Here is a 13,370-nt window from a genome sequence, read left to right as displayed (position 1 = left end):
GGCCCCGGCGCGGGCGCGCCGGGGCCGTCGTACGGTCCGCGGGACTCAGCCGCCGAGCGCGGCCTGGACCACGCCCTTGGCCTCCTCCTGCACCCGGGCGAGGTGGTCGGGGCCGAGGAAGGACTCGGCGTAGACCTTGTAGACGTCCTCGGTGCCCGAAGGGCGGGCGGCGAACCAGGCGTTGGCGGTGGTGACCTTGATCCCGCCGATGGCGGCGCCGTTGCCGGGCGCCTCGGTGAGGATTTTGGTGACCGCCTCGCCGGCCAGGGTGTCGGCGGTGACCTGGGCCGGGGACAGCTTGGCGAGCAGCGCCTTCTGCTCACGGGTCGCCGGGGCGTCGATGCGGGCGTAGGCGGGTTCGCCGAAGCGGGCGGTCAGGCCGGCGTAGTGCTCCGACGGGGTCCGGTCGGTGACCGCCGTGATCTCGGAGGCGAGCAGGGCCAGCAGGATGCCGTCCTTGTCGGTGGTCCACACCGAGCCGTCCCGGCGCAGGAAGGACGCCCCGGCCGACTCCTCGCCGCCGAAGCCGATGGTGCCCCCGGCGAGCCCGTCCACGAACCACTTGAACCCGACCGGCACCTCGACCAGTCGCCGGTCCAGGTCGGCGGCGACCCGGTCGATCATCGTGGAGGAGACCAGGGTCTTGCCGATGCCGGTGCCGGCGGGCCACTGCTCGCGGTGCCGGTAGAGGTAGGAGATGGCGACGGCGAGGTAGTGGTTGGGGTTCATCAGGCCGGCGTCCGGGGTGACGATGCCGTGCCGGTCGGCGTCGGCGTCGTTGCCGGTGGCGATGCGGAACCGGTCGCGCTGCTCGATCAGCGAGGCCATCGCGTACGGCGACGAGCAGTCCATGCGGATCTTGCCGTCCCAGTCCAGCGTCATGAACCGCCAGGTGGGGTCGGTGTGCGGATTGACCACGGTCAGGTCGAGGCGGTGCTGCTCCGCGATCCGGCCCCAGTAGGCGACGGACGCCCCGCCGAGGGGGTCGGCGCCGATGCGCACCCCGGCCGCGCGGATCGCGTCGAGGTCCAGGGCGCCGGGCAGGTCGCCGACGTAGGCGTCGAGGAAGTCGTAGCGCCCGGTAGTGGCGGCGGCGAGCGCGCGGGCGTACGGCAGCCGCCGTACCTCCTTCAGGCCGCCCGTGATGATCTGGTTGGCGCGGTCCTGGATCCAGGACGTCGCGTCGGAGGCCGCCGGGCCGCCGCTGGGCGGGTTGTACTTGAAGCCGCCGTCGGCGGGCGGGTTGTGCGAGGGGGTGACGACGACGCCGTCGGCGAGACCGGTGTCGCGGCCCCGGTTGTGGGTGAGGATGGCGTGCGAGACGGCCGGGGTCGGGGTGTAGCCGTCCGCGCTGTCGATGAGCACGGTCACGTCGTTGGCCGCGAACACCTCCAGCGCGGTGACCCTGGCGGGCTCGGACAGGGCGTGCGTGTCGGCGCCGAGGAACAGCGGCCCGTCCACGCCCTGTGCCGCGCGGTATTCGCAGATGGCCTGGCTGGTGGCGGCGATGTGGTCCTCGTTGAAGGCGCTCGCCAGGGACGAACCCCGGTGTCCCGACGTGCCGAACGCCACCCGCTGGCCGGGGTCGGCCGGGTCGGGGCGCTGCGCGTAGTACGCCGTGACCAGCCGGGCCACGTCGATGAGGTCCTCGGGGCCGGCCGGCCGTCCGGCTCGCTCGTGCGGCATGAGTCCGCTCCTCCGCATCGGTGTGATCGATCGCTCGGGGTTCATCTTTCCCCGTCGGGGCCCCGGCGTGCGAGTGCGCCCGCACCGAGCGGGGCGCACCGGCCCTGGGCTGCCCTATGATCCGCTTCTCCGACGATCATCTTCAGCCACGCTCCCGTGTGCCCCCACGACAGGCAGGTAACCGCCCGTGTCCGGACCCACCGTCAAGGCCCCCTGGCCGCTCGCCCGTTTCGCCCAGGCCGCCGTGGCCGCGGCGGCCGTGGCGGAGGTCGCCCGCGCCGTGACCGTGCGCGCGCACGCGCTCCATCCGCCGGCCACGTCCGGGAGCACGTCGGGGCGGGTGTCCCAGGTGTACGTGAACCTGATGATCGTCGCGGCGGCGCTGTTCCTGGTGTGGTTCACCCGCTCCCGGCGCATCGCCCAGTCGCTGTCCGCGAGCCCCCTCCCGGGCTCGGCCCCGTGGGCCGTGTTCTCCTGGCTGATCCCGGTGGTCAACATGTGGGTGCCGCGGGGGCTGGTCCTCGACGTCCTCCGCGCGAGCGGTCCCGGCGCGGCCGGGCGGCGCGACCGGGTGCTGGTGAACGTCTGGTGGGCGGCATGGATCGGGCACGCGCTCGTCGCCGGGGTGAGCGGCGGGCCGGGGCAGGGGGCTTCGCTCGCCCTGCTCCTGGTGACCGCGGGGCTGGAACTGGCCGCGGGCGCCCTGGCGATCGCCGTGATCCAGCGGGTCACGGCGCGGCAGGCCGCCGCGCTGGGATCGACGTTCCCGGTCCCGGGCGCCGCGAGCCTGCCGCGTCTGTCGTAGCGGATCGGCCGGGGGGCCTCAGCCGATGTGGTAGCTGTCGCCGTACACCTTCCAGTCCAGCGGCGTGTTCAGGTCGAGGTTGCCGTCGCGCAGGAAGACCCGCTGTGCGGTGTCGACCCTGCTGGTGTCGCTGTGCGCCTCCTCCTGCTTCATCGCCCACACCCGCGCGTCGAGGAAGGCGTTCAGGTACGCCGTCTCGCCGCCGCCCTGCGCCGGCGGCCTGGCGCTGCGCAGGGCACGGCGCCGGATGCCGCGGAAGCCGGTGGGATCGTCGCCGTCGCCGTGCATGACGATGGCGTCGTAGTAGGCGAACTGGCCGAGGGCGCGCAGCCCGTCCGCCTTGCCCTGGACGACGGCGGGGCCGAAGTAGACCCGGTCGCGTTCGTCGTTCTGCGCCTGCTGGAAGGCCGGGTCCTGGGCGGCCGCGCGCCAGTCCCGGGGGTAGTCGGGGTCCAGGCCGTCGTGCGAGTCGGTGCCGTCGACCCGGCGCAGGGCTGGCAGGTACCGGGCCAGGACGTTGCCGGGCCTGCGGTCGGTGTAGAGCCGGACGAGGTCGAGCATGTCGCCGGTACCGGAGCAGAAGCCGATGATGCCGGCGGTGTAGCCGCGTCCGTCGCCGATGTCCTCGATGTACTTGTACTGGGCCTTCCAGTCGAGGGACGAGTTCTCGGCGCTGGAGACGAGCCGCATGGCGATCTCCTTCTTCGCCGGGTCGTCGAGGCCGGGCGCGGCGGCCGAGGCCCGCCCGGCGCCCGGGGCGCCGGCGAGCAGGGTGCCGGTGGCGGCGGCGCCCAGCAGGGCGACGGCGGTGCGGCGGGAGAGGCGGGTGTGGGCTGCCGGCTGGCGGTCTGTGTGCGCCACAGGGGCTCCAAGGGGAGGTGGGGGGCTGGGAGTTGTCCGTGCCGAACTGATAGGAAAGTTTCCTATCGTGTACGGCCCGGACCGGTAACCCGTCCCGCGCGAAGTTCGTAGGATCGAACAGTGCGCTCCCCGGGGCCGCCGGGTGGGCTCACCCCTGCGGCGTACCGGCCCGCTCCCGCGCGAAGGCGTAGAGCTCCTTGGAGGTGGTGATCAGCTCCCGCCGCTCCTCCTGCGAACCGACCATCGGCTGCGAGCCGCTGAGCGGCACCTGGGCGCTCTCCGGCAGGAACTTCACCGTGAGCAGGCCGATCGCGCCGGCCAGCATCAGGTAGTAGGCCGGCATCAGGTCGTCGCCGGTGGCACCGACCAGCGCGGCGGTGACCAGCGGCGTGGTGCCGCCGAACGCGGCGACGGCGATGTTGAAGCCGATGCCCATGGCCGCGTAGCGGACGGCGGTCGGGAACAGCGCGGGCAGCGTGGCCGCGCTGGGCGCGGCGAAGCAGGCCAGCAGGGTGGAGAGCAGCAGCACGCCGAGGATCGGCGGCCAGGTCCCCTCCGCCTTGATCAGCAGGAAGGCGGGAACGGCCAGCACGATCATGGCGGCCGCGGCGACGCCGTACAGCGGACGCCGGCCGACGCGGTCGCTGAGCCGACCGAGGAAGGTGATCAGCAGGACGATCCACACCATGCCGATCAGCACCAGGACGTCGGCGGAGCCGCTGGAGCGGTGCAGCGTCGCGGTCTGGTAGGTCGGCAGATAGCCGGTGACCATGTAGTTGGTGACGTTGTAGAGCAGCACCAGGCCCATGCAGATGAGCAGGCCGGGCCAGTGGTTCTTCACGATGTCCTTGAACTCGCTGCCCGCCGACTCCTGCGCCAGGCTCTTCTCGTGCTCGTCCAGTTGCTGCTGGAAGGCCGGGGACTCCTCGAGCTTGAGCCGCATGTAGAGGCCGATCACGCCGAGCGGTCCGGCGATCAGGAAGGGGACCCGCCAGCCCCAGGAGAGCATCTGGGCGTCGGTCAGCATCAGGTTCAGCGCGGTCACCAGGGCCGAGCCGAGGGCGTAGCCGACGAAGGTGCCGAAGTCGAGCCAGCTGGAGAGGAATCCGCGCCGGCGGTCCGGCGAGTACTCGGCGACGAACGTGGTGGCGCCGCCGTACTCGCCGCCGGTGGAGAAGCCCTGCACCATACGGGCCAGCAGGAGCAGCACCGGAGCGGCGATGCCGATGGTGGCGTAGCCGGGGATGATTCCGATGGCGAAGGTTCCCACCGCCATCATGATCATGGTGGTGGCGAGTACCTTCTGCCGGCCGATCCGGTCGCCGAGCGGACCGAAGACGAGCCCGCCGAGGGGCCGTACGACGAAGGCGGCGGCGAAGGTCGCGAACGAGGAGATCACCTGGGCCGCCGGGGAGGCGCCGGGGAAGAACACCTTGCCGATGGTGGCGGCGAGATAGCTGTAGACGCCGAAGTCGAACCACTCCATGCAGTTGCCGAGCGCGGAGGCGCCGACCGCGCGCCTGAGCAGAGGCGGTTCGACGACCTGGACGTCGTCCGCGCGGAAGGCCCGCCGGTTGCGGCGGAGCCTGCGGGTCAGCTCCTCGCGGACCTGGTGCGGCAGTTCCGCGACGGCCTTCGGAGTCCTCGGCCTCACCCCGGCCCGGCGTTCGCCCTCAGGCGTCACCCCGCTCATGGGCGTCTCCCTTCCCACTGCCCGCCGGCCCGGCCCCCGATCGGCCGGCCCTGCTCACCGCGTGCCCCATCCGTCTGCCCCGCTTCGCATCCGCCACACAGCAAAGCGATCACGGCCCCCACCGGTCACCGGGCGCCGCACCGGGCCCCGATTCAGAAACCGGACCGCTCAATGCCATGACGGGCGGCGGTTGGACTTACGAATCATGGGAGCGCAGGGTGGACGTGCCCCCTCGCACACCAGGGGCACCCCTACGGCACCACCCGGAGACGACCCGATGAACCACGTCGCGGACCCCGCTCGCTACGACGGCACCATGCGCTACCGGCGCACCGGCCGCTCGGGACTGGACCTCCCGCTCCTGTCCCTGGGCTACTGGCACAACTTCGGCGACGACCGGCCCTTCGAGACCCAGCGCGAGATCGCGCTGCGCGCCTTCGACCTCGGGATCACCCACCACGACCTGGCCAACAACTACGGCCCGCCGTACGGCGCCGCCGAGATCAACTTCGGCCGGCTGCTGCGGCGCGACCTCGCGCCGTACCGGGACGAGCTGGTGATCTCCACCAAGGCGGGCTGGGACATGTGGCCGGGCCCCTACGGGCAGGGCGGCGGCTCCCGCAAGTACGTGCTGGCCTCACTGGACCAGTCGCTGAGCCGCATGGGCGTGGACTACGTGGACATCTTCTACTCCCACCGGCTGGACGCGACCACGCCGCTGGAGGAGACGATGGGCGCGCTGGACACCGCCGTCCGCCAGGGCAAGGCCCTGTACGTCGGCATCTCCTCCTACGACGCCGAGCGCACCCGGCAGGCCGCCGCGATCCTGCGCGAGCTGGGCACGCCGCTGCTGATCCACCAGCCGTCGTACAGCATGCTCAACCGCTGGATCGAGACCGACGGCCTGCTGGACACGGCCGAGGAGGAGGGCTTCGGCGTCATCGGGTTCACGGCGCTCGCCCAGGGGCTGCTCACCGGCCGCTACCTGGACGGCGTACCCCAGGACTCGCGGGCAGCGGCGGGCAAGTCTTTCGACCCGGCCTGGCTGACCGAGGACATGCGCGCCCGGCTGCGCGCCCTGAACGACGTCGCCGCCCGCCGCGGGCAGAGCCTCGCGCAGCTCGCGCTGGCGTGGGCGCTGCGCGACGAGCGGGTCACCTCGCTGGTCATCGGCGCCTCGCGCACCGAGCAGCTCGAGCAGAACGTCGCCGCCCTGGAGAACCTCGACTTCAGCGCCGAGGAGCTGGCCGAGATCGACAAGCTGGCCACCGACGGCGGCGTGGACCTGTGGCGGGAGGCGCGCCAGGGCACGCTCGGCTGATACCTGGCACTGAGTGACACAGGGCATAGACATAAAGAAAAAGTCGGACATAATGGAAGTCATCCGGACCGCGACCGCGACTCGAGGAGCCGCTCCCCGTATGGCTTACGGAGCCCCCCGCAGCCCCTTCCCGCCGCCCAACCCCGATCTGGGCCTCGCCCGTCACTGCGAGCACTGCCTCGGCTGGGGAACCATCGTCACCCGCGACGGTGAGCACGAGTTGTGCCACACCTGTCAGCCCGACCCGTACGACGGCGAAAGCGGCCCCGGCCCCGCCTCCTGACCGCCGCCCGCACCCCGCTCGAACCGGGTCCCCACACGGCCGTGCGCCGCGAGGGGGTTAAGATCCCGGTAATGGTTTCCTCAAGAAACCTTCAAATCGAGCAGGGGGCGGTCATGGGCGCAGCGCGCACCAGCAGTACGCCGTTGCCGGGGATCGGTGTGCGGTACGACCTGACGACTCGGGAGCGGCAGCGTCTGTCGGTGGTGGCCCACCGCGACGGCGCGAGAACACTGAGCGCGTACCAGGGCGACGATCCCGACGCCTGCGCCCTGTCCGCGCGGCTCACCGGCGGGGAGGCACAGGCACTGGCCGAGGCGCTCCAGCCGACGCACCACAGCCCGAACCTGCTCTACACCACGGAGCTGGGCCTGGTGGCCGAGCGGATCGAGCTGTCCGGGGTCTCCCACTGGAACGGCCGGCTGCTCGGCGACACCTGCATGCGCACCGAGACCGGGGTCTCCATCGTGGCCGTGCTGCGGCGCGCCGAGGCGATCCCGTCGCCCGGACCCGGATTCCGGCTGGCCGGCGGGGACACGCTCATCGTGATCGGCACCCGCGAGGGCGTCGACGCGGCCGCCGTCATCCTCGGCCGGGAGTGACGCGGATGCATTCCTCCGCGGTCTTCCTCATCGAGTTCGGCGCGATCATCCTCGGCCTCGGGCTGCTGGGCAGGCTCGCCGCGCGCCTGAGCTTCTCCCCCATCCCCCTCTACCTGCTGGCCGGGCTGGCCTTCGGCGAGGGCGGCCTGCTGCCGCTCGGCGCCAGCGAGGAGTTCGTGGCGATCGGCGCCGAGATCGGCGTGGTCCTGCTGCTGCTCATGCTGGGCCTGGAGTACACCGCCAGCGACCTGGTCTCCAACCTCAGAACGCAGTACCCGGCCGGGATCGTCGACGCCACCCTCAACGCCCTGCCCGGTGCCGTCATGGCGCTGCTTCTCGGCTGGGGCCCGATCGCCGCCGTCGTCCTCGCCGGCATCACCTGGATCTCCTCCTCCGGCGTCATCGCCAAGGTCCTCGGCGACCTCGGCCGGATAGGCAACCGGGAGACCCCGGTGATCCTCAGCATCCTGGTGCTGGAGGACCTGTCGATGGCGGTCTACCTGCCGGTCGTGACCGCGCTGCTGGCCGGGACCGGTCTCGCGGCGGGCAGTGTCACCCTCGCCGTGGCCCTCGGTGTCGCCGGTCTTGTGCTGCTGCTGGCGGTGCGGTTCGGGCGGCACATCTCCCGCTTCGTCTCCAGTGACGATCCGGAGAAGCTGCTGCTCGTCGTGCTGGGGCTGACCCTGCTGGTGGCCGGCGTCGCCCAGCAGCTCCAGGTCTCGGCGGCGGTCGGCGCGTTCCTGGTCGGCATCGCGCTGTCCGGCGAGGTCGCCGAGGGCGCGCACAACCTGCTCGCCCCGTTGCGGGACCTCTTCGCGGCGGTGTTCTTCGTCTTCTTCGGCCTGCACACCGACCCGGCCAGCATCCCGCCGGTACTGCTGCCCGCCCTCGCCCTGGCGGTCGTCACGACGCTCACGAAGATCGCGACGGGCTACTGGGCCGCGCGCCGGGCCGGCATCTCGGCGAAGGGCCGATGGCGGGCCGGCGGCACCCTGGTGGCCCGCGGTGAGTTCTCCATCGTCATCGCCGGTCTCGCGGTGACCGCGGGCATCGACTCCGACCTCGGCCCGCTGGCCACGGCGTACGTCCTCATCCTGGTGGTCCTCGGCCCCCTCACCGCCCGCTACACGGAACCGGTCGCCCGCAGGCTGACCGCCCTGGGCGGCCGCCGTACGGCACCGGCCGCCGCGGGTACCGCCGCGCGCGACACGCCACTCGCCGAGGACACCGAGCCCGCGCTGCGGGACCAGGACACGGTCGGCCGCTCCTGACCCGGGCACCGGGAGACACCCGGGCCCGCACCCCTCGACCGGCCCGTGAGCCCAGGGAGGCCGCGGGCGCCTCCCGGGGCACGGGGCAGGGACGCCGCGGCCCCGCCCGGGCCCGCGGGCCGGAGGGGCACGAGGGACCCCTCAGCCCCTCTGCCGGCCGCCCTGTGCGTGCAGGTACTCCAGGGCGTCCAGCACCACGGTGCGGCGGTACCACGAGCGCCAGGCGGCCAGATCGGCGGCCAGCTCGTCCAGGACGGCCTCCTGCCCCCGGTCCAGCCAGGCACCCGGCTCCGCCCGGTGCACGGAGACCACGCCCTTGCAGTCCCCCTCGGAGGTCGTCATCGGTGTGCTGTGCACGGCTCGGCTGCCCGCGGCGAGCGTGGCCCGGCCGACGGGGTGCCCGGCCAGCTCGGGATCCGCGGCCACGTCGGCCACGGTCACCGGCTTGCCGGCCGCCTGCGCCCGGGCGCACACCGCGGGCGGACCGCAGACCAGGGCGAGGCAGTCGCGGTAGGCGGCGTCCAGGGCGTGGTGGGCCTCCAGGACGAGAGCCTCCTCGCGGGTGTGGTCGGTCAGGTGGATCTCCGCCGCGTCCGCGTCCGTCACGGTCACCGCCGCGTACACGGCCGCCCTGAGAACCTGCCGGCGGTCGCGTACGTCCACCGGGCCGGGCAGCGCGAGGTCGAGGACGGGCCGCGGCAGGTGCCGGCGTCCCGGGAACCACTCCCCCGGCGCGTGCGGCGCCGGCGCGCTCACCACCGCCGCGGCCAGCACCCGCAGCGGGACGTTGTGGTGCTGGGAACCGTCCCGGAGCAGGTCGAACGCCTCCTGGGGACCGAGCAGGCCGTAGCGGGCCAGCAGGATGCCCTGGGCGATCCCGATGAGCCCGCTGGTACGCGCCTTCGCCCGCAGCCCGAACACCTCGCTGCGTACGTCTTCGGGCGGCGCCGCCGCTCCGGTCCGCGGCCCATCGGCAGCCGCGCGGCACACGGCGGCCAGGGCCTCCTCCAGCGTGGGACAGAGCAGGACGCCCGGCAGTTCGGCGGCCGTGAGCACGGCGCGCACCTCGGGGCAGGCACCGCTGACCAGGACCGGCCCGGTCCCGAGGTGCCGGGTGCGGGCGTCCAGGGTGTCCCGGACCTCGGTGCTCATCCGGCTGACGCCCGAGACGTCCAGGACGAGGCGCAGCCCACGCCGGTCGGCGCGCGCCAGCCGCAGGTCGAGTTCGCGGCCGAGCATGCCGGCGCCGTACCGGTCCAGGGCCCCCGACAGGCGCAGTACCACCGCCCGGTCGGCAACCGGCAGCACAGTCAGCGAGGCGCCCGCCGTCACGGCGCGCCACCCGCGAGATCCACGTGCACGTACATGTCACGACCCGGTCGGCGCGGGCCTTTCGTCCGCTCCCCGCCGGCTCCTTCCCTCACCTTGTTCCCAGCGGTCGTGAAAAGGCAAGCCGAGGACGGCGGCCGGGGGTGGGGGCACGCGGCGTGACCCGCGGCCGCACGACCGGCGGGAGGACAGCGGGTTTGGACCGGGTCAGAGCGGCAAACCGGATGTCGACCGCACACCGGAACGACGTTGGGATGTGACTACCCATGGCTGGCAACCAGAAGGCAAAGGCCAAGGCGGAGCAGGCCAAGGGCAAGGCCAAGGAGGCCGTGGGCCGCACCGTCGGCAACGAGCGCATGGAGGCGGAGGGCCGCATGGAGGGCGCGCGCGGCGACGCCCGGCAGGCCAAGGAGAAGGGCAAGGACGCCTTCAAGCACTGACGAGCTCTGAACCGGAACAGCATGCCGGGGCAGGCCGCGAAGATCGGACAAGCCGATTTCCGCGACCTGTCCCGGTTCGCGTGTACTTGATCGACCCTCCCATGGGTATCCGCGACAAGGACGGCACGAGCCTCCTCGATCAGGAAGGGACCCCGACCCCGGAGGAAGAGGGCAACGAGGTATGGACATCCACCTGTCGACTCACACGGCCACGCGGGCCCGCCCCGGGCCGCTGCGGCACAGCCGCACCTGGGATTCCGGTGCTCCCTGCATAGCCGAGGCGAGGGACGCGGTCGGCGCCCTCCTGGCACGGGCTCGTCCCGAACCGGGCCGGCGCGCGGTCCAGGATGCCCAGCTGGTCGCCAGCGAACTCGTCACCAACGCCGTCAAGCACGCTCCCGGCCCGTGCGCGCTCCGGCTGGAGCTGGCGCCCGACGCCGGCGCGCTGAGTATCACGGTCGTCGACACGTCCCCGGACCTGCCCAGGCAGCCCCCGCCCGACCCGGGCCGGGTGGGCGGCCACGGGCTGCTCCTGGTGAACATGCTCAGCGGCGGCCTGGAGGTCACCCCGCTGCCGCGCGGCAAGCGCGTCACCGCCACCGTCGCCCTGCGCGCCGACGCCGGCGGGTGACGCGCGGCGGCGGCGCCGCCCGGCTCAGGCCAGCCTGATCCCCACGATGCAGGTGTCGTCGTCGGTGTCCGACTTGCTGTGCGTGAGGAGCCGGTCCAGGTGCTGGTCCAGGCCGCCGGGTGCCGAGCGGGCCATGGACAGCAGGTGCGACAGGGACTCCTGGACGGAGCGGTCCCGTCGCTCGATCAGACCGTCGGTGTACATCAGCAGGGTGTCCCCGGCGGCCAGTTGGACCTCCGTCTCCTCGTACACGGCGTCCGGTACGGCGCCCAGCAGCAGCCCCTTGAGCGTGGGCATGGCGGTGGCCTCCGCGTCCCGGACCAGGACCGGCGGGAGATGACCCGCCCGCGCCCAGCGCAGGGTGCGCCGCTCGCCGTCGTACAGACCGCACACCGCGGTGGCGGTGACGGCGCCGGTCAGATGGTGGGCGACGATGTTCAGCCAGGACAGCAGCTGGGCCGGCCCGGCACCGGTCACGGCCAGGCCGCGCAGGGCGTTGCGCAGGACCACCATGCTGGTCGCCGCCTCTATGCCGTGCCCGGCGACGTCCCCCACGCACAGCAGCACGAGGCCCGAGGGCAGCACCACCGCGTCGTACCAGTCGCCGCCGACCAGCTGCTCCGTCTCCGCGGGCCGGTAGCGCACGGCCACCTGTAGGTCCGGTACCTCCAGGGGCGCCTGCGTCGGCGGCATGATGGCGTGCTGGAGCTGCAGGGCCAGCCGGTTGCGCTCGTCGGCCTGCTGTTCGGTGTGGGCGAGCTGGTCACGGGTGGCGGACAGGGCCACCTCCGTCCAGTGCTGAGCGGAGATGTCCTGGTAGGCGCCGCGGACGACGAGCAGCTGGCCGTCGGTGTCCAGGACGGGTTCGGCCACCACCCGCACGTGCCGGGTCACCCCTTCCGGCCGCTGCAGCCGGAAGGCGACGGAGGCGGGGCGCCGGTGGTGCACCAGGGTGCGCAGGAACCGGCCGATGCCGACGGCGTCGTCGGGATGCGCGTGCGCGGCCAGGTCCTCCAGACGGACCGGCGGGCTGGTGGGCGGCCGGCCGTACAGGTCGAAGAGCTGCCCGTTCCAGGTGATCTCGGCCGTCAGGAGGTTCTCCTCGAAGCCGCCGATGCGGCCGAGCCGCTGGGCGTGCTGGAGCAGGCTGGCCAGGCGGGCCGCCTCGTCCTCGATCCGCCAGATCAGCAGCACGCTGGAGCCGTGCCGGCTGATGCTGATGTCCGCGACCGCCGACAGCGGCACCTGGTCGACCAGGGCCGTGAGCCGCATGCGGTGGGCGCGGAACGGCTCGCCGGTGGCGTAGACCCGTTCCACCCGCTGGAACAGCTCGTTGGTGCCGGCGGCCATCGGGTAGGCCTCCAGCAGCAGGGCGCCGCCGACGACGGCCCGCGGCCGGCCCGCCGGGTCGAGGAAGTGGCTGTTGACGTGCTGGATGCGGAAGTCGACGAGCTGTCCGGTGTCGTCGAGGTGCGGCACCAGGACCAGGGCCGGGTCGTGCAGCCCGTCCGCCAGGTCCATCAGTTCCACCACGTCCGGCAGCACCCGGTTCTCCTGGGCCCCGGGCAGCAGCGGGTGGGACTCCAGGGTGTGCGCGCACAGTTCGGCGAGCGCCTCGAGCTGACGCACCACCTGGGGCGGCTTGGGGCCCTCGGGGCCCGGCCAGGCGATCTCCAGGACGCCCTGGATGCGGCCGCCCACGCCGGCCGGCACGGCGGCCCGGGCGCCCTCCGCGAAGTCCCGGCGGCCGATGGTGGGCAGCCCGGACTCGGCGAGGGACGTCAGCCACTGGCCGTCCGGCTCGGTCAGTCCGCGCCGGGCCACGGTGGCCACGTCCGGCGGGACGTAGCGCCAGCGGTCCGCCTCGGCCTGCGGGAACCCCGCGCTGCCCGCGAGGGTCAGCGAGCCGTCGGAGCCGGCGGCCCAGACGGCGACGGCCACCGCGCCGAGCGGCCGCAGGGCGTGCTGGAGCAGCGAGTCGGCCACCGCCTGGGTGTCGTCTGCGGCGAGGACGCCGCTCTCGGCGGCGCGCAGCCGCACGGCGGCGGAGTCCTCGAGCTGCCCGGCCGGGTCCGCGGTGGCGGCCAGGAAGGCCTTGGCTACCTCCGAGACCCGGTCCCGGGCCGCCTGGTTGATGACCTCGACTGCGAACTCCAGCGGGGTCACCCGGGCCTGCTCGGTCAGCTCGGCGAGCTGGCGGGCGGCCTGGGCCGGGCCGCAGCCGAGGCGCTCGACCAGGATGCCCTTGGCCAGCTCCAGCAGTGCCCGGCCCTCGGCCTCGGCCTGCGCCGCCCGCACCTCCCCGCGCAGCCGCTCGACGGTGGCGGCGAGCCTGCCCACTGGCGAGGTGGCCGGCGCCCCGGACGGACCGGAGGGGCCGCTCTCCTCGGACGGACCGAAGGATTCCGCGGCCTCCGCCGGGCCCGACATGTCCAGGTACCCGGGCAGGCC

General features: G+C 73.4%; 12 protein-coding genes. 7 read left to right on the top strand and 5 right to left on the bottom strand.

Annotated features, from left to right (window positions below):
• Positions 1–45 precede the first annotated feature (45 nt).
• Positions 46–1,686 (bottom strand): phosphoglucomutase (alpha-D-glucose-1,6-bisphosphate-dependent), encoded by a 1,641-nt coding sequence (gene pgm / locus ABZ478_RS33315; RefSeq protein ID WP_359555405.1) that lies wholly within the window; start codon positions 1,684–1,686, stop codon positions 46–48.
• A gap of 187 nt (positions 1,687–1,873) precedes the next feature.
• Between pgm and ABZ478_RS33310 the strand changes: the two genes are divergently transcribed.
• Positions 1,874–2,491, top strand: coding sequence for a DUF4328 domain-containing protein (locus ABZ478_RS33310; RefSeq protein WP_359555403.1), 618 nt, complete (start codon positions 1,874–1,876; stop codon positions 2,489–2,491).
• A gap of 18 nt (positions 2,492–2,509) precedes the next feature.
• Here ABZ478_RS33310 and ABZ478_RS33305 read toward each other — a convergent pair whose 3' ends face one another.
• A complete protein-coding gene (locus ABZ478_RS33305; protein ID WP_359555400.1) occupies positions 2,510–3,352 on the bottom strand; it encodes a chitosanase in 843 nt (280 codons plus the stop codon).
• A 148-nt stretch (positions 3,353–3,500) separates the two neighbouring features.
• Entirely contained in the window at positions 3,501–5,045 is a 1,545-nt protein-coding gene (locus tag ABZ478_RS33300) for an MFS transporter (RefSeq protein WP_359555397.1), read from the bottom strand.
• Between the two features lie 277 nt (positions 5,046–5,322).
• On the opposite strand from ABZ478_RS33300, the gene mgrA reads away from it, so the two are divergent.
• From mgrA to ABZ478_RS33280, 4 genes are all read left to right on the top strand, one after another.
• A complete protein-coding gene (gene mgrA, locus ABZ478_RS33295) occupies positions 5,323–6,366 on the top strand; it encodes an L-glyceraldehyde 3-phosphate reductase (protein WP_359555394.1) in 1,044 nt (347 codons plus the stop codon).
• A 100-nt stretch (positions 6,367–6,466) separates the two neighbouring features.
• Positions 6,467–6,649 (top strand): hypothetical protein, encoded by a 183-nt coding sequence (locus ABZ478_RS33290; RefSeq protein ID WP_359555391.1) that lies wholly within the window; start codon positions 6,467–6,469, stop codon positions 6,647–6,649.
• A 113-nt stretch (positions 6,650–6,762) separates the two neighbouring features.
• On the top strand, positions 6,763–7,248 hold the full coding sequence (locus tag ABZ478_RS33285; RefSeq protein WP_351669869.1) for a TrkA C-terminal domain-containing protein: 486 nt from the start codon (positions 6,763–6,765) through the stop codon (positions 7,246–7,248).
• Positions 7,249–7,253: 5 nt separating this feature from the next.
• On the top strand, positions 7,254–8,519 hold the full coding sequence (locus ABZ478_RS33280) for a cation:proton antiporter (RefSeq protein WP_359555388.1): 1,266 nt from the start codon (positions 7,254–7,256) through the stop codon (positions 8,517–8,519).
• A 141-nt stretch (positions 8,520–8,660) separates the two neighbouring features.
• On the opposite strand, the gene ABZ478_RS33275 is transcribed toward ABZ478_RS33280, so the two are convergent.
• On the bottom strand, positions 8,661–9,851 hold the full coding sequence (locus ABZ478_RS33275) for an ANTAR domain-containing protein (protein WP_359555385.1): 1,191 nt from the start codon (positions 9,849–9,851) through the stop codon (positions 8,661–8,663).
• 263 nt (positions 9,852–10,114) lie between these two features.
• On the opposite strand from ABZ478_RS33275, the gene ABZ478_RS33270 reads away from it, so the two are divergent.
• Positions 10,115–10,288, top strand: coding sequence for a CsbD family protein (locus tag ABZ478_RS33270; protein ID WP_359555382.1), 174 nt, complete (start codon positions 10,115–10,117; stop codon positions 10,286–10,288).
• 181 nt (positions 10,289–10,469) lie between these two features.
• The gene (locus tag ABZ478_RS33265) at positions 10,470–10,919 is read left to right on the top strand and encodes an ATP-binding protein (RefSeq protein WP_359555379.1); all 450 of its coding nucleotides are present in this window, start codon (positions 10,470–10,472) and stop codon (positions 10,917–10,919) included.
• A gap of 24 nt (positions 10,920–10,943) precedes the next feature.
• Here ABZ478_RS33265 and ABZ478_RS33260 read toward each other — a convergent pair whose 3' ends face one another.
• Positions 10,944–13,349, bottom strand: a complete 2,406-nt coding sequence (locus ABZ478_RS33260) for a SpoIIE family protein phosphatase (RefSeq protein WP_359555411.1) — start codon at positions 13,347–13,349, stop codon at positions 10,944–10,946.
• Positions 13,350–13,370 lie beyond the last annotated feature (21 nt).

The sequence above is a fragment of the Streptomyces sp. NPDC005706 genome (genome assembly GCF_040631045.1).
GTDB lineage: Bacteria > Actinomycetota > Actinomycetes > Streptomycetales > Streptomycetaceae > Streptomyces.
Note: the sequence above shows the minus strand (reverse complement) of the source record. Positions and strands in the feature narration are given on the sequence as shown.

Coding starts and splice junctions, on each gene's coding strand:
- pgm (WP_359555405.1), bottom strand. CDS start 1,686: ATGCCGCACGAGCGAGCCGGACGGCCGGCCGGCCCCGAGGACCTCATC.
- ABZ478_RS33300 (WP_359555397.1), bottom strand. CDS start 5,045: ATGAGCGGGGTGACGCCTGAGGGCGAACGCCGGGCCGGGGTGAGGCCG.
- mgrA (WP_359555394.1), top strand. CDS start 5,323: ATGAACCACGTCGCGGACCCCGCTCGCTACGACGGCACCATGCGCTAC.
- ABZ478_RS33290 (WP_359555391.1), top strand. CDS start 6,467: ATGGCTTACGGAGCCCCCCGCAGCCCCTTCCCGCCGCCCAACCCCGAT.
- ABZ478_RS33285 (WP_351669869.1), top strand. CDS start 6,763: ATGGGCGCAGCGCGCACCAGCAGTACGCCGTTGCCGGGGATCGGTGTG.
- ABZ478_RS33280 (WP_359555388.1), top strand. CDS start 7,254: ATGCATTCCTCCGCGGTCTTCCTCATCGAGTTCGGCGCGATCATCCTC.
- ABZ478_RS33270 (WP_359555382.1), top strand. CDS start 10,115: ATGGCTGGCAACCAGAAGGCAAAGGCCAAGGCGGAGCAGGCCAAGGGC.
- ABZ478_RS33265 (WP_359555379.1), top strand. CDS start 10,470: ATGGACATCCACCTGTCGACTCACACGGCCACGCGGGCCCGCCCCGGG.
- ABZ478_RS33260 (WP_359555411.1), bottom strand. CDS start 13,349: ATGTCGGGCCCGGCGGAGGCCGCGGAATCCTTCGGTCCGTCCGAGGAG.